Genomic DNA, 16,686 nt, shown 5'->3' with positions numbered 1-16,686 from the left:
CCCGTGTGGCAAGGTTGATCCTTGCAGGTATCAGCCTCAGGGAGTGACAGACATGCAAGACACCACCGCCTTCGACCTGCCGATCAGCGGCATGACCTGCGCCAGTTGCGCCGGTCGGGTCGAGCGTGCCCTGGCGAAAGTGCAGGGGGTCAACAGCGTGACGGTCAATCTGGCCAACGAGCACGCCCATGTGACGACCGCGCCACACACCGACCCGCAGGCCCTGGTCGACGCCGTCAGCCGTGCAGGCTATGGCGCGACACTGGTTCAGGACCGTCACGCTGAAGCCGATAAAAAGCTTCGCCGTCTGCACCGTGAACGCTGGGCCTTGCTGCTGGCCATCGCACTGGCGCTGCCGTTGATCATGCCGATGCTGCTGACGCCACTGGGCGTGCACTGGATGTTGCCCGCCTGGGTGCAGTTCGCGCTGGCGACGCCGGTGCAATTCCTGCTGGGCGCGCGCTTTTATGTGGCTGCCTGGAAGGCCGTACGAGCAGGCGCGGGCAACATGGACCTGCTGGTGGCCATCGGCACCAGCGCCGGTTACGGCCTGAGCGTCTACCAATGGCTGAGCGCCGAGCCTGGCACAACGCCGCATCTGTACTTCGAAGCTTCGGCGGTGGTCATCGCGCTGGTGTTGCTGGGCAAATACCTGGAAAGCCGCGCCAAGCGCCAGACCGCCAGTGCCATTCGCGCACTCGAAGCCTTGCGCCCGGACCGCGCTTTACGGGTGATTGATGGCGTCGAGCAAGACGTTGCGATCAGCCAACTGCGCCTTGGCGACGCAGTGTTGGTCAAGCCCGGCGAACGCTTCCCGGTGGACGGCGAAGTGCTCGAGGGCCGTAGCCATGCAGATGAAGCATTGATCACCGGTGAAAGCCTGCCGGTGGCCAAGCAGCCGGGCGACCGGGTCACCGGTGGTGCCATCAATGGCGAAGGTCGCTTGCTGATTCGTACTGCCGCGCTGGGTGCCGAAACGGTGCTGGCGCGCATCATTCGTCTGGTCGAAGACGCACAGGCAGGCAAAGCGCCAATTCAAAGGCTGGTGGATAAAGTCAGCCAGGTGTTCGTGCCGACCGTGCTGGTGATCGCCTTCCTGACCCTGGCAGGCTGGCTGCTGGTCGGTGCATCACTGGAAGTGGCGCTGATCAATGCCGTCGCCGTGCTGGTGATCGCCTGCCCCTGCTCGCTGGGCCTGGCGACGCCGACGGCGATCATGGCCGGGACCGGCGTGGCGGCGCGCTACGGCATTCTGATCAAGGACGCCGAGGCACTGGAGCGTGCCCATGACGTCGATGCGGTGGTGTTCGACAAGACTGGCACGCTGACCTCCGGCACGCCGCGCATCACCAACATGAGCGCGGTGCTGGGCAATGAAGAGCACCTGTTGCAACTGGCAGGCGCGTTGCAGCGCGGCAGCGAGCATCCGTTGGCCAAGGCCGTACTGGATGTCTGTCACGAATGGCAGCTCAGACTCGATCCGGTCGACAACAGCCACGCCCTGAGCGGCCGGGGGATAGCCGGAACGGTGCAAGGTCGCGAACTGGCGCTGGGCAATCGGCGTCTGCTGGACGAAAGCGGTTTGCCGATGGGTGAGCTGGCCGAGTCGGCACGCATCTGGGAAGCCGACGGGCGGACGCTGTCCTGGCTGATCGAGCAGGCTCCGGAGCCAAAAGTCATCGGCATGTTCGCCTTTGGTGACACGCTGAAACCCGGAACGGATCAGGCGATCAGGGAGCTGAACGCGCGCGGCATCACTAGTCATCTGCTGACCGGCGATAACCGCGGCAGCGCGCAAGTGGTCGCCAAAGCGCTGGGGATACACGATGTGCACGCCGAGGTGCTGCCTGCCGACAAGGCGGCCACGGTCAATCAGTTGAAAAACCGCCATGTGGTGGCGATGGTCGGCGACGGCATCAACGATGCACCGGCGCTGGCGGCGGCTGACGTCGGCATCGCGATGGGCGGCGGGACTGATGTGGCGATGCAGGCGGCGAGCATCACGCTGATGCGCGGCGATCCGCGACTGGTACCGGCCGCACTGGACATCAGCCGTCGGACCTATGCCAAGATCCGCCAGAATCTGTTCTGGGCTTTTGTTTACAACCTGATCGGTATTCCGCTTGCCGCCTTCGGTTATCTCAACCCGGTCTTGGCTGGCGCGGCCATGGCGCTGTCCAGCGTCAGCGTGGTGGGTAACGCTTTGCTGCTGAAAACCTGGAAACCCCATGATCTGGAGGACAGGCCATGAACATCGGTCAGGCAGCGAAGAGCAGTGGCTTGAGCGCGAAAATGATTCGCTACTACGAATCCATCGGCCTGCTCAAAGCCGCACATCGCAGCGACAGCGGCTATCGCCAGTACAGCGCGGAAGACCTGCACACGCTGGCCTTCATCAAGCGTTCGCGGGACCTGGGGTTTTCACTGGAAGAAGTCGGCAAACTGCTGACCCTCTGGCAAGACCGACAACGCGCCAGCGCCGACGTCAAGGCGCTGGCTCGTCAGCACATCAGCGACCTGAACCGCAAAATCGAAGAATTGGCCAGCCTGCGCGACACACTTCAGGAGCTGGTCGACCACTGCCAGGGCAACGACCGCCCCGACTGCCCGATCCTCAAGGACTTGGCGTCGGGTGGGTGTTGTTCATCGGTGTGCCGCTAGCGCGGCGACGCACGAGTACGCACGAGGACGCGGAGCGTCCGGAACAGCATGACGACGCAGAGCGTCGCACGATAGTTGAGATTATCGTTCCTTACGCTCCAACGCTCAGCGTTATACATAAGTTCCGAAATGCCCGTAGATTGGGCTCCTGCCCGGAGGGCGTGGGAGCTTCAGGAGGTTACGACGGCTGCGATGGGCTGCGAAGCAGACCTGAAACTGGTGACCTCGGTTGTGTCTGGTGAACCGAGGCGGCCGGTTTTACTGCCGGTTCCCGGCAGTTCGCGGACAAGTCCGCTCCTACAGAAGCTGGTATATCGCGGACAAGCGAAGCGTCGCCCGGTCCGCTCCCACGGCCTTCGGCCAGAATCAAAAGCGGACTCGTGTATAGCGACGCGGAGCGTCGCACGATAGTTGAGATTCTCGCACGCTCCAGTGGGGCTGCCTTGCGTCAGGCCCTACTGCATCCAAGGCGGCGGTGGCTCTTCGGCGGACTTGCTCGGTGGCTCGTCGTCCGCGGCGCGGGCGGCCTGGCGGCGGGCTTCGTCGAGGCGGGCGGCTTCGATTTCGCGCAGTACACCGCCTACATCGGCTTCGTCCTCCGGCTCGTCGAATTCACCGGTCAACACCGTGCTTGGCGACAGCGTGCCAGCCTCGTAGTACGACCACATCTCCTTGGCGTACTTGATGCTCCGAAGCTCCGGCGCAAAGCGGCCGAAGTACAGCGCCATGTTGCCGACGTCGCGCTCCAGCATGCTGAACGCGTGGTTGTTGCCCGCCGCATCGACCGCTTGCGGCAGATCGATGATCACCGGGCCGGACGGCGCCAGCAGCACGTTGAACTCGGAAAGGTCACCGTGCACCAGGCCGGCACACAACATCAGCACGATTTGCTCGATCAGGAACGCGTGATACTCGCGCGCCTGATCCGGCTCCAGCACCACGTCGTTCAGGCGCGGGGCGGCGTCGCCGTACTCGTCGGCGACCAGTTCCATCAGCAATACGCCTTCCAGGAAGTCATACGGCTTGGGCACGCGTACCCCGGCGCTGGCCAGACGAAACAGTGCAGCCACCTCGGCATTCTGCCAGGCGTCTTCGGTTTCCTTGCGGCCGAACTTGGACCCCTTGGCCATGGCCCGGGCTTGTCGGCTGTTGCGTACCTTGCGACCTTCCTGATACTCGGCCGCCTGCCGGAAACTGCGTTTGTTGGCCTCCTTGTAAACCTTGGCGCACCGCAGCTCATTGCCACAGCGCACCACATAAACAGCTGCCTCTTTACCACTCATGAGCGGGCGCAGCACCTCGTCGACCAGACCGTCTTCGATCAGGGGTTCAATGCGTTTAGGAGTTTTCATCAGCTTTTATTGTGGGTCCTTTGTTGCCAGATACGCGATTGTTGCCGTTATACGGCAATCTTCCGCTAGCGAGTAGGGGTAGGGCCTTTCGGATTGAAGGGTTTTTTCATGAAAAACCGCGCAACGCCCCGGTTCAAGCACCTTTCGTGCCGCACGAGGGGTGAAAGATATTCCGGGACAAAATGTACGGATGCAGGAAAAGACCGCCACCGATGCCTCCTTGGTGCTTGCGCAACCGGCACCACGACGTGCACGAATTGCTGGCCAATGACCGGCCACGTCTTCGAACCCGGCAACCCCAGACCCGCGCGGTATTGGTTACACTGACGCCCTGTTCCAGTGCAGAACATGAAATCCACCGTTACGCAGGGTCACAGCCTGCAATCATCCTGATTAAGAACGTTGTCCGGGTCCGCCATGCAATCACTCAAACACTTCAAGCGCGTCGCTACCGACTGGTTCCTGTGGGGCATGGTTCTGGCGACAGTGCTCGCCTATTTCTTCCCGCGCTTCGGGGCCACCGGCGGCACCATGCACGCCGAATACGTCATCAATACCGGCGTGTTCGTGGTGTTCTTTCTGCACGGCGTGAACCTGTCCAGCGAGCAGATCAAACGAGGTTTGAGCAACTGGCGGCTACACGTGATGATTCAGACGTTCACCTTTGTGGTGTTCCCGCTGATCTGGCTGGCCTGCGACCAACTGCTGGGCTCGCATGTGCCCGCGCTGCTGATGCTGGGCTTCTTCTACCTGTGCGCCCTGCCCTCGACCATTTCGTCTTCGGTGGCACTGACCGGCAGCGCGGGCGGTAACGTTCCGGCGGCGATTCTCAATGCCAGCATGTCCAGCGTCATCGGGATTTTCATCACGCCCTGGCTGGTGAGCCTGGTGGTCGGCACTGGCGCGGGCGGCATCGATCTGGGCGAAACGTTGTTGAGCCTCTGCGCCCTGCTCCTGCTGCCGCTGGTTCTGGGGCAGTTGCTGCGACCGCTGCTAGGCAAGTTCTTCGCGCGGCACAAGAAAGTCACCAACCTGATCGACAAGATGGTGATCCTGCTGCTGGTCTATGCGGCGTTCTGCAATTCGATGATCTCCGGCATGTGGCAAAGCCAGGGCAACAGCGTGATCCTGACCGCGTTCGTCGGCACCGCATTGCTGCTGGCAGTGATCCTGCTGCTGACCACTCGCACGGCGCGGGCGCTCGAGTTCGACCATGCCGACAAGGTCGCAGCGGTGTTTTGCGCCACCAAGAAGTCGCTGGCAGCCGGTGCGCCCATTGCGGCGTTGATCTTCGGCAACAATCCGGGGCTGGGGCTGATTCTGCTGCCGATCATGATCTATCACCCGATGCAGTTGATCGTTTGCTCGGTGATTGCCGAAAGCTACGCCAGTCGCCATCGCCAACAGCTTTCGCAGGCTGCGCTGGAAGAAGCGCGCGCCGCCTGACGGACGCTACATCAGCGCGTCATCATTCAGCGTCACCCGTGCGTAGAAAATGATCGCCACTGTCGGGATCAGCGCCGAATAACCCGGCCGCAGCGCAGTGCCAAAATGCGTCAGCAGGCGCTGCACCGGGGCTTGGCGAATGGCACCCAGCAAACCTTTGATCGAGCCGGGAGCTTTGGCGAGTTGCGCGGGCTGATCAGCCTGCGCGGGCTTGAAGAACGCCGTCACGGTCAGGCGCTCGGCCAGCGCATCCACATGCGCGGCGTACACCTCCCAGCTCAACGCCCGGACACTGGCGCGTGGCATCTGCACCAGCGGATGCGCGCTATTGAACGCTTGACGGAAGAAGGTCTTGAGCAGCAATTCCTCGACCTCGACTACCGTCGCGCAGTGATGCAGCGCATCGTCCAGACCATATTGCCGAGCCAGCATCCCGAGCACTCGCGTGTAGGGCACGCCACGCCGCCGCGCGGCGTTGATCAGAAAGTGCCCAGCGACCAGCTGGAATTCGCGCACGAATGCGTAAGTGAGGTCCGCTTCGGTTTCCTTGAGACGCGTCCAGCGGCTGCTGCGTAAATGTTTGATCGCCGCATCGAGCACGTAATCAGGCGAGCGCGCCAGAACGTCATGCAACCAGGTGTCCTGCAACACCGGATCGCGGGTTATGGTCGGCAACACCGCTACGCCGGTTTCCAGCCCTTCGCAGCCATGGAAACCGGTCGCAATCAGCACTTCCTGCAAGCGCCGCCAGTAATGGTGGTGGCGATAGCCCGGCATGCGCACGTTTTCAAAATGCTCGACCGGTGTGCGTCCCAGGCTTTTTTCACCCAGGTTCAGCAACAGTACATGGTCTTCAGTGGAATACGCGTTGATCAGCCGCCCACTGATTCTGCGCTTGAGCACCTGCGCCTCGGCAGCATCGATGCGCACCGCAGCTGCCATCAGCAGTACATCGACGATCACCAGGCCGTGTTCGAGGGGATGTTCGAAGTGTTTGAGCGCACTGACCAACAGCCGCCCGCCCAGTGAGTGGCCGATCAGGTTGACGCGATTTACCTGCGGATGATGTTCGAACAGGTAGCGGTCCAGTTGCGCCAGCAACACTTTGCCCATGTCGCGGGCCCGGTTCCGGATACGCGCGAAATGAACCACCCGGTCGCCGGCCAGCGCCGCCGCACCAGCCAGCGGATGCACGCGGGCGGCGGCCATCAACAGGCCCCGCGAGCGGTTATCCATTTGCGTGAAATGGCTCGACGGCCAGAAAGCCAGAATGTTCACGCTGTGGCGCAAGGCACCGGAGATGCTGTTGGCCAGCATGCGCCGGTCATCCAGATCGTGGCCGGACGAATAGCCATGAATGAAGACGTTGGCGACCTCACCCGAGGTCTTGGGCAAGGTCAGAAACTTGAAATGATTGTCCACGTTGTCCTGTTACGCATGGGCGGGTTGCGCGCTCAATTTTTAACGATGAAGCGTTTGGCGATCAACATGATCAGACGCAGGCAGAACATGATACCGGTCACGGCGATCACCCATTTGGCGGCCAGCAGAAAATAACGTTCGATGTCATCGGAGACCAGCCCCACCAACAGCCCCATCCCGCCGATCAGCAGACCGATCAGCGCAAGGCCGACGTAGGGCCGCAACCAGCGAGTCCGCGAGCCTTTATCGAACAGATAGAGCACGGTGCCTATCAGGATCACCAGTACCGATATGCCAATGATGAGCCCCATGTTTTACCTCGACGTTACCGGCCAATAATGCTGATTGATCAGCTCACACAAGGGTGTGACGCGGAGCGTCACGAAAGGCATCTCCACGCTGGAGCGTGCGGAACGATGATCTCGACTATCGTGCGACGCTCTGCGTCGGCATGCCGTTCTGGACGCTCCGCGTCCGATCTTGACTGTGCAGCGCAATGCGGCAGCGGATTATGCCCATGCCCTCCGCCATTTGCCTAACGCTCCAGAATCGCCGTAACGCCCTGCCCGCCTGCGGCGCAGATCGAGATCAGACCACGCCCGCTGCCTGCTGCGTCGAGCAGTTTGGCCAGGTTGGCGACAATCCGGCCTCCGGTCGCCGCAAACGGGTGCCCCGCCGCCAGTGAGCTGCCTTTGACGTTCAGCTTGCTGCGATCGATCGACCCCAGCGGCGCGTCGAGGCCCAGGCGTTTTTTGCAGTAATCGGCGTCTTCCCAGGCCTTGAGGGTGCACAGCACCTGGGCGGCAAAGGCTTCGTGAATCTCGTAGTAATCAAAATCCTGCAGCGTCAGGCCGTTGCGTGCCAGCAAACGCGGGACGGCGTAGACCGGTGCCATCAGCAACCCTTCTGCGCCCTTGACGAAGTCCACCGCCGCCGCCTCGCCGTCACGCCAGTAAGCCAGCACCGGCAAGCCACGCTCGCGGGCCCTGTCTTCACTGGCCAGCAGCACCACCGATGCGCCATCGGTCAACGGCGTCGAGTTGCCCGCCGACAGCGTGCCTTTGGTGCTGCGCTCGAACGCAGGCTTGAGGCTCGCCAGTTTTTCCAGGCTCAGGTCGGGGCGCAGGTTGTTGTCGCGCATCAGCCCAAGGTACGGCGTCATCAGATCATCCTGCCAGCCTTCGGCATAGGCGGACGCCATTTTCAAGTGGCTATCCAGCGCCAGTTGATCCTGCGCCGAACGCTCGATGCCCCAGGTCTGCGCCATCAGTTCGCAATGCTGCCCCATCGACAAACCCGTGCGCGGCTCGCCATTGCGCGGCAGTTCCGGTTTGAGGTGGTGCGGACGCAATTGCAGCAGCGTCTTGAGCTTGTCGCCCGGAGTCTTGGCCCGATTGATCTGCAACAGGATGTTGCGCAGCCCTTCATTGACACCGATCGGCGCGTCCGACGTGGTGTCGACGCCTCCGGCAATGCCGCACTCGATCTGCCCCAGCGCAATCTTGTTGGCCACCAGCAGCGCGGCCTCCAGCCCGGTGCCGCAGGCCTGCTGAATATCGTAGGCCGGGGTTTGCGCAGACAACCGCGAGCCCAAGACGCATTCGCGGGTCAGGTTGAAGTCTCTGGAATGCTTGAGCACCGCACCCGCCGCCACTTCGCCCATGCGCAACCCGTGCAGATTGAAACGCTCGATCAGGCCTTCAAGGGCCGCCGTGAGCATGTCCTGATTGCTGGCCGTGGCATAAGGGCCATTGGAGCGGGCGAACGGAATGCGGTTACCGCCGACGATGGCAACTCGACGTGGATGCGTCATGGAAAACTCCCTTTCTTCAAACGAATGAATGAGCCTTGTCGATCGCAAGAACGAACGTCGTGCCACCGTGGTCCATTCCTTTGAACCCCGACTTCAGGAGAGTGTTCCATGCCGTCAGATCGCTATATCGATTTCGCCAATTCCGACATGGGTCGGCGTCTGGTGAACGCCGCCGGTCTGCCAGCCCCCGCCCACCTGGAGCGCTGGCAGGCCGGGCGTCTGCGCCCTGTCGAAGGCACGCTGCTGATCAGCGCCGGACCATTGGGCGACCGGGTCCGGCAATTCGCCAGCCGCCTGACCGACTCGCTGTACAGCTTCGGCAGCGACATGCCCGGCGCAAGCACCTGGGTCGCCAATCAGGGGCCCCGGCTGAAAGCGGTGGTCTTCGACGCCAGCCAGATTTTGCGCACGGAACAACTCAAACAGTTACGTGATTTCTTTCAGCCTTTGCTGCGCAACCTCGACCACTGCGCGCATGTGGTGATTCTGGCCAGAGCGCCCGCGACCGTGGAAGACCCGCTGGCAGCCAGCACTCAGCAAGCCATCGAAGGCTTCAGCCGCTCGCTGGCCAAAGAGATGCGCAACGGCGCGACGGTCAAGCTATTGCAAGTGGATGAAGACGCGCAGGACCAGCTGGAAGGCGCGCTGCGCTTTTTCCTGACGCCCAAGGCCGCGTTCATCACCGGTCAGCTCGTGCACTTGAGCGCTTGCCCGAGCCAGGTTCAGGACTGGACTCGCCCGCTGGCCGGGCGCAAGGCTGTGGTCACTGGCGCAGCGCGGGGCATTGGCGCGTCGATTGCCGAAACCCTGACCCGCGATGGCGCACACGTCATTCTGCTGGATGTGCCACAGAGCCGAAACGAGCTGGAAGCGCTGGCCTCGCGGCTCGGCGGGCAGGCCCTGGCGCTGGATATCTGCGCCGAAGATGCCCCCGCGCAGTTGCTTGAACAGTTGCCAGGCGGCGTCGACATTCTGGTCCATAACGCAGGCATCACCCGCGACAAGACCCTGGCCAACATGCCGGAAGACTTCTGGGACTCGGTGCTGGCCGTCAACCTCAATGCCCCGCAAGTACTGACCCAGGCCCTGCTCGACGGCGGCGCGCTGAATGACAACGCGCGAATCGTGCTGATGGCGTCGATCAGCGGCATCGCCGGTAATCGCGGGCAGACCAACTACACCACCAGCAAGGCCGGGCTGATCGGGTTCGCCCGCGCCATGGCCCCGGCGCTCAAGGCACGCGGGATCAGCATCAACGCCGTCGCGCCCGGTTTTATTGAAACGAAGATGACCGCGAAGATGCCGTTCACCCTGCGCGAAGCGGGTCGACGCATGAGCACGCTGGGTCAGGGCGGTTCACCTCAGGATGTGGCCGAAGCGGTGGCGTGGTTCAGCCAGCCCGGCAGCGGCGCGGTGAGCGGTCAGGTATTGCGCGTATGTGGTCAAAGTGTAATCGGGGCCTGAGGCCCTGTACTGAATTCAAGGAGATGGATAATGACGGCTCACTGGCGCTACCTGGACTCCCTGCAACCCCTCTCCAACCTGTTCCTTCAGGCGGCACTGCGCCGCCGCAAGGTGACGGGCTCGCAGTTGCCGGATCTCGGCCTGCGCAGCTGGATCGCAGTGGACAGCGAAAAACTTGAGGCTTACCGCAAGGTCTGCGGGTTCGAAGACAGCAGCCTGCTGCCGCCGACCTATCCGCACGTCATGGCGTTTCAGTTACAGATGCAGTTGATGACCTCGCCGGAGTTTCCGTTCCCGTTGCTGGGGCTGATTCATGTCGACAACTGCATCCGCATCCATCGCCCGCTGGGTGGCGTGAGCCAGCTGTACATCAGCGTGCAGGCCACCAACCTGCGTCCGCACCGCAAAGGCGCGATGTTCACCCTGGTGACGCAGGCCGAAGACGGGCTGGGTCTGCTCTGGGAGGAAGAAAGCACCATGCTTTGCACCGCCGCGCAGCCGGACAGCTCGTCTGCCGAGCAGGAAGAGCCCGTATCGCTGCCACTGCTGCAAGTGGAAACCTGGCGAGCCCCGCCACAGATTGGCCGCGATTACGCCAAGGTGTCCGGCGACTACAACCCGATTCACCTGAGCGCACCGAGTGCCAAGATGTTCGGCTTCCCGCGCGCCATCGCGCACGGCATGTGGTTGAAGGCACGTGCGCTGGCCGCGCTGGACGAGCATCTGCCTGCCTCAAACGTCGAGATCAGCGTGCAGTTCCACAAGCCCGTGCGCCTGCCGGCGGATGTGATGCTGTCGGCCACCGCCGCGGGGTCGCACGGCCAGTTCCAGATCGACGACGATGACAAGCTGCTGCACATGACCGGCGGCTGGCAGCCGGTCACCCAGTAGGTTTTTCCTGATCCGGGAGCCTCGCTCCTTTGTAAAGGCTGGGTAAGGGCTTGGGGCACGGCTGAGCGTCTGCTGAACAAAGCGCAACGCCCCCTTGCCTGGCGAGTCGTTCCGCCTGAAGCTATGCGTCTTCAGGAGAGCATGATGAACCTCGACGAGTTGACCCAACGCCTGCACCGTATTCGCGACCAGAATGACTGGAAGCCCTTTCACAGCCCCAAGAACCTGGCCATGGCCGCCAGCGTTGAGATGGCCGAACTGGTGGAGATATTCCAGTGGCTGCGCGAGGACCAGTCCCGCGAGCTGCCTGCCGATCAACTGGAACATGCAGGCCAGGAAGTGGGCGACATTGTTCTGTACCTGTTGCTGTTGTGCAGCGAACTGGGGCTGGACATGGAAACCGTGGTGCGCAACAAGCTGGCGGACAGCGAGCGGAGATTTGCTCGTGAGTGATCGCCATTTCGACCAGTTGGCGACCCGGTTCGCGGAAAAGATCTATGGCGGCGCCAAAGGGGCCATCCGCCTTGCCGTGTTGCAGGCCGACCTGACCGAAACGTTGCCCAAGCGACCACTGCGCGTACTGGATATCGGCGCGGGCTTGGGTCACATGGCGCTGTGGCTGGCCGAGCAAGGACACGAGGTCACATTGGCCGAACCCGCCGAGCCGATGCTTGAGGGCGCCCGCCAGCGTTTCACCGATGCTGGACAGACGGCAACGTTTATTCAGGCACCCTGGCAAGCGCTGCCCGAGTTACTAAGCGACACTTATGATCTGGTGCTGTGCCACGCCGTCCTGGAATGGTTGGCCGAGCCGCACACGATTCTGCCCGTCCTGCGCCAGCTCACCGAAGCCGATGGCTGGCTGTCGCTGGCGTTTTATAACCGCGACGCGCTGATTTACCGCAACCTGTTGAAAGGCCATTTTCGCAAGATGCGCAAGAACGACATGGCCGGGGAAAAACAGAGCCTGACGCCCCAGCAACCTCTCGACCCTCGTGAACTGGAGACGCAACTTGAGGGCCTGTGGCAAGTCCAAACCCGTAGCGGCGTGCGGGTGTTTCACGATTACATGCCGGTTGAATTCCAGGCGCGGGCCGACCTGACGGATTTGCTGGAAATGGAGCTGGCGCATCGGCGCCATCCGGCGTTTGCAGGCCTGGGGCGCTACCTGCACTGGATGTGCCGTCCGGTCTGATACCACTGCGGAGACCATCATGAAACACCGTCTTGCCTTGCTGGCTTTGTTTTTCGGGATCAGCGCCTGCCAGAGCGACAACCCGTACGTAGCCAGTTCGCTGCCGATGCCGCCTGCGCCGCCGCAAGCGAAAAACACCCTGGACCTGAGCGCTTACCCCGCGCCGCCGCGCGACTACGGGCGCTATCGGACCTGGGGCTGGCTCAACGGCCAGTTGCCGCCCGGTACCGCATGGGTCGATTCGGCACAGGTGGTCGAGGCCTTGAGCAACGGTCTTGACCAGCGCGGCTTGCGCCCAGCGCGCAACAATCAGCCTGCGGACCTGTATGTCAGCACGACGACGCGTCAGGAAGTCCGGCTGCGGCAGGTGCGCGAGGATGTCGATCCGTATTACGGTGGCGGTGCGGGTTATGGCCCTTACAGCGGGTATCGGCCCGGTTATGGCGGCTATGCCAGCGTGCCGGTGGTGCGCACGTATCAGGAAAAAGTCATGGTAGTGCAGATCAACCTGTTCGACGCCCGCACCGGCCAGCCGGTCTGGAGCGCCAGCGCCGATGCGCGCAGCAGCAACAATCTGGCAGACCGCAGCAAAGCTTTACGTCAGGCCGTGCAACAGGCGCTGACGGCCTATCCGCCTTCGTAATCGTTTCGGAGAATTGCCATGTTCCGCCGTATTGCCCTGCTGTCCTGCGCTCTGCTGCTGGCCGCCTGCCAGAGCAACTCGATCAACCGCGATTTCGATGCCCAGCGGGATTTTGTCGGCTATCGCAGCTGGAGCTGGAAAGAGCCCGCCGTTCAGTATCAGCCGGATAACGACCCGCGGCTCAAGAGCGACCTGACCGAACAGCGCATCCGCCAGTCCATCAGCGACCAACTGGACCAGCGCGGCTTGCGCATGACCGCCTCAGGGGCGCGTGCGGATGTGAAAGTGCAGGCCTGGCTGATCGTTGAAAACCGTCAACAAACGGTGAGCAGCAACTACGGTGGCGGCTGGAACCCTTGGGGCGGTTATGGCTACTGGAACGGCCCGATGAACACCGAAACGCGCAGCGTGGACTACAAAGTCAGCACGTTGCAGGTCGACCTGTTCGACGGCAAGGACGGCAAACTGGTCTGGCGCGGCAGCACCGAGCGCATCCTCAACGACAACGCCGGCAACCCGACCGAACGCGACCAGGCCATCCGCGCCACCGTCGCAAAGATTCTGGAACACTACCCGCCACGTTGATTCAGCCTGAATGAGGGAGCGGACCGGGCGACGCTTCGCTTGTCCACGATATACCGGTTTCTGTAGGAGGGACCGAGCGACGCTTCGCTTGTCCGCGAACTGCCGGGAACCGGCAGCAAAACCGGTGCATACGGTACATCAGACACAACCTGGATCACCTGTTTTAGGTCCGCTTCGCAGCCCATCGCGGACAAGCGAAGCGTCGCCCGGTCCTCTCCTACGCCCTCCGGGCAGAAGCCCTTGATATCAGTGCTGAGCGAAATGACTTTCCAAAGCTCAAGCCTGCATATCGCCCTGCATTTCATCGAGCAGTTCCTGAATCGCGTCGAGGCGTTCTTCGGGATCGTCGATTTCCAACAGCTCGACTTTGTCCTGCTCGGTGAACGGCAGCAGGTAGGCGAGCTGATTGGACAATGAATACTGGCCCTCGGCAGAGACGCCCATGTTCAACGACGCGACCATCGGGTGTTCTGCCAACGCTTCAAGCAGCGCAACCAGATCGGCGTCTTCTTCCTGTAACGGGCGCTCCTCGGGCTCTTCCAGCCATTCCACCTCGGCCACCAGCAACTGATCACGCTGCACCTCGGCCGCCACCACGCGGAAACGACGCCCGCCGACCACGCGGATGCCCAGCAGGCCGTTGTCCTGCTGCTGAAAATCCTGAACCAGCGCTTCGCAGCCGATCCGCGAATAACCGCCCGGCACCGGGCCGGTCTCGCTGCCCTCGGTGATGCACACCACCCCGAACCCTTCGCCCTGCTTCATGCAGCGGCCGATCATGTCCAGATAGCGCGCTTCAAACAGCTGCAGATCAAGAATGCACCCCGGAAACAACACGGCGTTCAGCGGAAATAGTGGCAATGTCATGAAAACCCTTCCCCCTTAAATAGCCAGCGACATTGCCAGCGGCAGGAACAGTGCCGTTGCAACGCCCATCAAACTCATTGCCAACGCAGCAAAAGCCCCTGCTTCTTCACTTTCCTGCAATGCCACGGATGTTCCTACCGCATGTGCCGCCAGCCCCAGGGCCATACCGCGCGCCGCCGGGTTATCGACCCCGGCCAGCGTCAACAGGCCCGGGCCGAAAATGGCACCGAACACGCCGGTAATCAACACAAAAACCGCCGCCAGCGCCGCAACACCGCCGATCTGTTCAGCGACCAGCATGGCGATGGGCGAGGTCACTGACTTGGGCGCCATGGTCATCAGGATCATGTGGTCGGCACCGAACAATACGCCCAGCCCGACACACAGCCCGGTGGCAAAGACCCCGCCAACCACCAGCGTAGTCAAGGTCGGCCAGAGCAACTGCCGGATACGCCGCATATTCAGATAAAGCGGCACGGCCAGGGCAACCGTCGCCGGGCCGAGCAGAATCCCCAGTATCTCGGTGCTTTTGCGGTACTCCGCGTATTGCAGGTCACAGAACAGCACGATCCCGATAACTACCACCATCGAGACCAGCACCGGTTGCAGGAACAGCCAGCGGGTTTTCTCGTAGGCGGCCATCGCCAGTTGATAGGCGCCCAGCGTGATGGCGATACCGAACAGCGGGTGGTGAATCACTGACAGCCACGCGCCATGCCAGTCCAGGCTCATGGCCGTTCCTGACGGCGCGTCTGGCGCCTGATCAGTTGCTGCATCAGCCAGCCAGCGAAGGTCAGCGAAATCATCAACGACAGGGTCAACGTGCCGAAGATCGCCCAGAAGTCCTCGGCAATCGCCGCCGCGTAGACCATCACCCCTACAGCTGGCGGCACCAGCAACAGCGGCAGATAGCGCAGCAGGCTGCTGGCGGCGACGCTGAGCGGTTCGCTGACTTCACCGCGCGTCATCAGATAAGCCATCAGCAACACCAGCCCGATGATCGGGCCGGGCAATATCGACAGAAACAGGTGGTTGAGCGCCGTCCCGAGCAATTGGAACAGCACCAGCCACGTCAAACCCCGTAACAACATGAGAACTCCAGCAAAGAAAAGAATCCGGCGCATTCACAGCGCCATTATAAACATGCTGTGACAAAGGCTATCAGCGGGTATTCGCATCACGGCGGTTGCTTGACCAACCGCCAACCCTCTGCTGATCTTGTGGTTTGCTCGCAGGCCCTGATTGCGCCCTGATTGCCAGGCGCGGCGACGAGCAACCACTCCACCACCAGACAAGGAAAGCGACATGCCTTTTTGTTCCTGTGACAGAACTCCAGAATCACGTAGGCAAGGAGCCGGAATGTTCAGACTGGCTGACCATTGACCAGGAGCGTATCAACCTGTTCGCCGAAGCGACCGGGGATTTTCAGTTCATTCACGTCGACCCGGTCAAAGCGGCACAAACCCCGTTTGGGGCGACCATCGCTCATGGCTTTCTCTCGCTGTCGCTGATCCCCAAACTCATGGAAGGCATCATGGTGCTGCCCGAAGGCCTCAAGATGGCAGTCAACTATGGCATGGACAGCGTGCGTTTCGTGCAGCCGGTGCTGGTCAACTCGCGGGTGCGCCTGAAGGTCCAGTTAACCGACGCCACCGAGAAGAAGCCCGGCCAGTGGTTGCTCAAAGCCACGGCCACGCTGGAAATCGAAGGCCAGGAAAAACCCGCTTTCGTGGCCGAACCGTTGACGCTGTGTTTCGTGTAACACGTTTAAAATATGAAACAGTCGTAACAGACTGTTTCATCCCCCTTACTGGCTGCGGCATACTCCTACGTGTAGCGGCCTGCAATCGAAATGGCCCGGACCTGCAATCATCGCGTTTTTCGACCAGGATTGATTGCATCTATCCGAGCCAGCAAACCGGGATTATTTGCGAATGAACCTGCGTTCATCTGGTTCGACCTGCAATCGATTGTCATGAACCGGAATTATTTGCGAGTGATCGCTCGCCGCTTATGTCTCATTTGAGCACACCCTTGTGAGACGTATGGCCGAGACGCTTTTTGCGTCTCAATAGGGCGGTTTTTAATTTTTGATACAGTACGTTCACAAATTCTAGAGTCTAAAGAGACAAACTTGACGATGGCACCTTACGGAGGTAAGAGGTTGGAGCTTCCAACAGCAGCGCTACCGGGCTACCGGACTGAATCGTGTGATCGCAGTACAGGGTGCGGAGCAATGAAACAGAAAGTGCACTAAGCCGAGTGCATCCGCGTAAACCCCGCTAAAATCATCGGTTTTCAGTCGCATTTAATCCTGGTCGGCCGCTCTCGATTGCAGGTCGAAGTG

The 16,686-nt window shown here is 61.6% G+C and carries 17 protein-coding genes; 10 read left to right on the top strand and 7 right to left on the bottom strand.

Annotated features, from left to right (window positions below; genetic code table 11):
* The first annotated feature begins 52 nt into the window (after positions 1-52).
* Entirely contained in the window at positions 53-2,251 is a 2,199-nt protein-coding gene (locus BLT55_RS25500; RefSeq protein ID WP_054999893.1) for a heavy metal translocating P-type ATPase, read from the top strand.
* On the top strand, positions 2,248-2,661 hold the full coding sequence (gene cueR / locus BLT55_RS25495; protein WP_054999892.1) for a Cu(I)-responsive transcriptional regulator: 414 nt from the start codon (positions 2,248-2,250) through the stop codon (positions 2,659-2,661). The genes BLT55_RS25500 and cueR overlap by 4 nt, the downstream gene beginning before the upstream one ends.
* 455 nt (positions 2,662-3,116) lie before the next feature.
* On the opposite strand, the gene BLT55_RS25485 is transcribed toward cueR, so the two are convergent.
* Complete coding sequence (locus BLT55_RS25485; protein WP_054999730.1) at positions 3,117-4,013, bottom strand: PA4780 family RIO1-like protein kinase; 897 nt, start codon at positions 4,011-4,013, stop codon at positions 3,117-3,119.
* A gap of 417 nt (positions 4,014-4,430) precedes the next feature.
* Between BLT55_RS25485 and BLT55_RS25480 the strand changes: the two genes are divergently transcribed.
* Positions 4,431-5,459: a bile acid:sodium symporter family protein gene (locus BLT55_RS25480; protein ID WP_054999729.1), complete on the top strand. Its 1,029-nt coding sequence runs from the start codon at positions 4,431-4,433 to the stop codon at positions 5,457-5,459.
* 6 nt (positions 5,460-5,465) lie between these two features.
* Here the strand turns inward: BLT55_RS25480 and BLT55_RS25475 are convergent, their stop codons facing one another.
* The 3 genes from BLT55_RS25475 to BLT55_RS25460 all read right to left on the bottom strand — a co-directional run bounded on the left by BLT55_RS25475 (position 5,466) and on the right by BLT55_RS25460 (position 8,694).
* Positions 5,466-6,881, bottom strand: coding sequence for a DUF726 domain-containing protein (locus tag BLT55_RS25475; RefSeq protein WP_054999728.1), 1,416 nt, complete (start codon positions 6,879-6,881; stop codon positions 5,466-5,468).
* A gap of 32 nt (positions 6,882-6,913) precedes the next feature.
* A complete protein-coding gene (locus BLT55_RS25470) occupies positions 6,914-7,192 on the bottom strand; it encodes a hypothetical protein (protein ID WP_054999727.1) in 279 nt (92 codons plus the stop codon).
* A gap of 224 nt (positions 7,193-7,416) precedes the next feature.
* A complete protein-coding gene (locus BLT55_RS25460) occupies positions 7,417-8,694 on the bottom strand; it encodes an acetyl-CoA C-acetyltransferase (RefSeq protein ID WP_054999726.1) in 1,278 nt (425 codons plus the stop codon).
* A gap of 108 nt (positions 8,695-8,802) precedes the next feature.
* On the opposite strand from BLT55_RS25460, the gene BLT55_RS25455 reads away from it, so the two are divergent.
* From BLT55_RS25455 to BLT55_RS25430, 6 genes are all read left to right on the top strand, one after another.
* Positions 8,803-10,158 (top strand): 3-oxoacyl-ACP reductase, encoded by a 1,356-nt coding sequence (locus tag BLT55_RS25455; RefSeq protein WP_054999725.1) that lies wholly within the window; start codon positions 8,803-8,805, stop codon positions 10,156-10,158.
* A gap of 30 nt (positions 10,159-10,188) precedes the next feature.
* Positions 10,189-11,049, top strand: coding sequence for a MaoC/PaaZ C-terminal domain-containing protein (locus tag BLT55_RS25450; RefSeq protein WP_007250828.1), 861 nt, complete (start codon positions 10,189-10,191; stop codon positions 11,047-11,049).
* A gap of 144 nt (positions 11,050-11,193) precedes the next feature.
* Positions 11,194-11,502, top strand: a complete 309-nt coding sequence (locus tag BLT55_RS25445; RefSeq protein WP_054999724.1) for a MazG-like family protein — start codon at positions 11,194-11,196, stop codon at positions 11,500-11,502.
* Complete coding sequence (locus tag BLT55_RS25440; protein WP_054999723.1) at positions 11,495-12,244, top strand: methyltransferase domain-containing protein; 750 nt, start codon at positions 11,495-11,497, stop codon at positions 12,242-12,244. Before BLT55_RS25445 ends, BLT55_RS25440 begins: the two co-directional genes overlap by 8 nt.
* Positions 12,245-12,263: 19 nt before the next feature.
* Entirely contained in the window at positions 12,264-12,887 is a 624-nt protein-coding gene (locus BLT55_RS25435) for a DUF4136 domain-containing protein (protein ID WP_007250831.1), read from the top strand.
* An 18-nt stretch (positions 12,888-12,905) separates the two neighbouring features.
* Entirely contained in the window at positions 12,906-13,472 is a 567-nt protein-coding gene (locus tag BLT55_RS25430; RefSeq protein WP_054999722.1) for a DUF4136 domain-containing protein, read from the top strand.
* Positions 13,473-13,748: 276 nt separating this feature from the next.
* Here BLT55_RS25430 and BLT55_RS25420 read toward each other — a convergent pair whose 3' ends face one another.
* The 3 genes from BLT55_RS25420 to BLT55_RS25410 are packed head-to-tail and all read right to left on the bottom strand — an operon-like array spanning position 13,749 to position 15,430.
* Positions 13,749-14,339, bottom strand: a complete 591-nt coding sequence (locus tag BLT55_RS25420) for an LON peptidase substrate-binding domain-containing protein (RefSeq protein WP_054999720.1) — start codon at positions 14,337-14,339, stop codon at positions 13,749-13,751.
* A 15-nt stretch (positions 14,340-14,354) separates the two neighbouring features.
* On the bottom strand, positions 14,355-15,071 hold the full coding sequence (locus BLT55_RS25415; RefSeq protein ID WP_007250834.1) for an LrgB family protein: 717 nt from the start codon (positions 15,069-15,071) through the stop codon (positions 14,355-14,357).
* Complete coding sequence (locus BLT55_RS25410; RefSeq protein ID WP_007250835.1) at positions 15,068-15,430, bottom strand: CidA/LrgA family protein; 363 nt, start codon at positions 15,428-15,430, stop codon at positions 15,068-15,070. The genes BLT55_RS25415 and BLT55_RS25410 overlap by 4 nt, the downstream gene beginning before the upstream one ends.
* Positions 15,431-15,660: 230 nt before the next feature.
* Here BLT55_RS25410 and BLT55_RS25405 point away from each other — a divergent pair, with 230 nt between their 5' ends.
* Complete coding sequence (locus BLT55_RS25405) at positions 15,661-16,101, top strand: MaoC family dehydratase (protein ID WP_054999719.1); 441 nt, start codon at positions 15,661-15,663, stop codon at positions 16,099-16,101.
* Positions 16,102-16,686: the final 585 nt, after the last annotated feature.

Origin of the sequence: Pseudomonas cannabina (assembly GCF_900100365.1) — a bacterium.
Classification (GTDB): Bacteria; Pseudomonadota; Gammaproteobacteria; order Pseudomonadales; family Pseudomonadaceae; genus Aquipseudomonas; species Aquipseudomonas cannabina.
The sequence above is the reverse complement of the archived record's forward strand: the minus strand, read 5'-3'. Positions and strand labels throughout refer to the sequence as shown.

Bases quoted from the DNA above. Each gene is read 5' to 3' on its own strand.
- BLT55_RS25470 (WP_054999727.1), bottom strand. From the start codon at position 7,192: ATGGGGCTCATCATTGGCATATCGGTACTGGTGATCCTGATAGGCACC.
- BLT55_RS25410 (WP_007250835.1), bottom strand. From the start codon at position 15,430: ATGTTGTTACGGGGTTTGACGTGGCTGGTGCTGTTCCAATTGCTCGGG.
- BLT55_RS25450 (WP_007250828.1), top strand. From the start codon at position 10,189: ATGACGGCTCACTGGCGCTACCTGGACTCCCTGCAACCCCTCTCCAAC.
- BLT55_RS25430 (WP_054999722.1), top strand. From the start codon at position 12,906: ATGTTCCGCCGTATTGCCCTGCTGTCCTGCGCTCTGCTGCTGGCCGCC.
- BLT55_RS25420 (WP_054999720.1), bottom strand. From the start codon at position 14,339: ATGACATTGCCACTATTTCCGCTGAACGCCGTGTTGTTTCCGGGGTGC.
- BLT55_RS25435 (WP_007250831.1), top strand. From the start codon at position 12,264: ATGAAACACCGTCTTGCCTTGCTGGCTTTGTTTTTCGGGATCAGCGCC.
- BLT55_RS25480 (WP_054999729.1), top strand. From the start codon at position 4,431: ATGCAATCACTCAAACACTTCAAGCGCGTCGCTACCGACTGGTTCCTG.
- BLT55_RS25460 (WP_054999726.1), bottom strand. From the start codon at position 8,694: ATGACGCATCCACGTCGAGTTGCCATCGTCGGCGGTAACCGCATTCCG.
- BLT55_RS25415 (WP_007250834.1), bottom strand. From the start codon at position 15,071: ATGAGCCTGGACTGGCATGGCGCGTGGCTGTCAGTGATTCACCACCCG.
- BLT55_RS25485 (WP_054999730.1), bottom strand. From the start codon at position 4,013: ATGAAAACTCCTAAACGCATTGAACCCCTGATCGAAGACGGTCTGGTC.
- BLT55_RS25445 (WP_054999724.1), top strand. From the start codon at position 11,194: ATGAACCTCGACGAGTTGACCCAACGCCTGCACCGTATTCGCGACCAG.
- cueR (WP_054999892.1), top strand. From the start codon at position 2,248: ATGAACATCGGTCAGGCAGCGAAGAGCAGTGGCTTGAGCGCGAAAATG.
- BLT55_RS25500 (WP_054999893.1), top strand. From the start codon at position 53: ATGCAAGACACCACCGCCTTCGACCTGCCGATCAGCGGCATGACCTGC.
- BLT55_RS25455 (WP_054999725.1), top strand. From the start codon at position 8,803: ATGCCGTCAGATCGCTATATCGATTTCGCCAATTCCGACATGGGTCGG.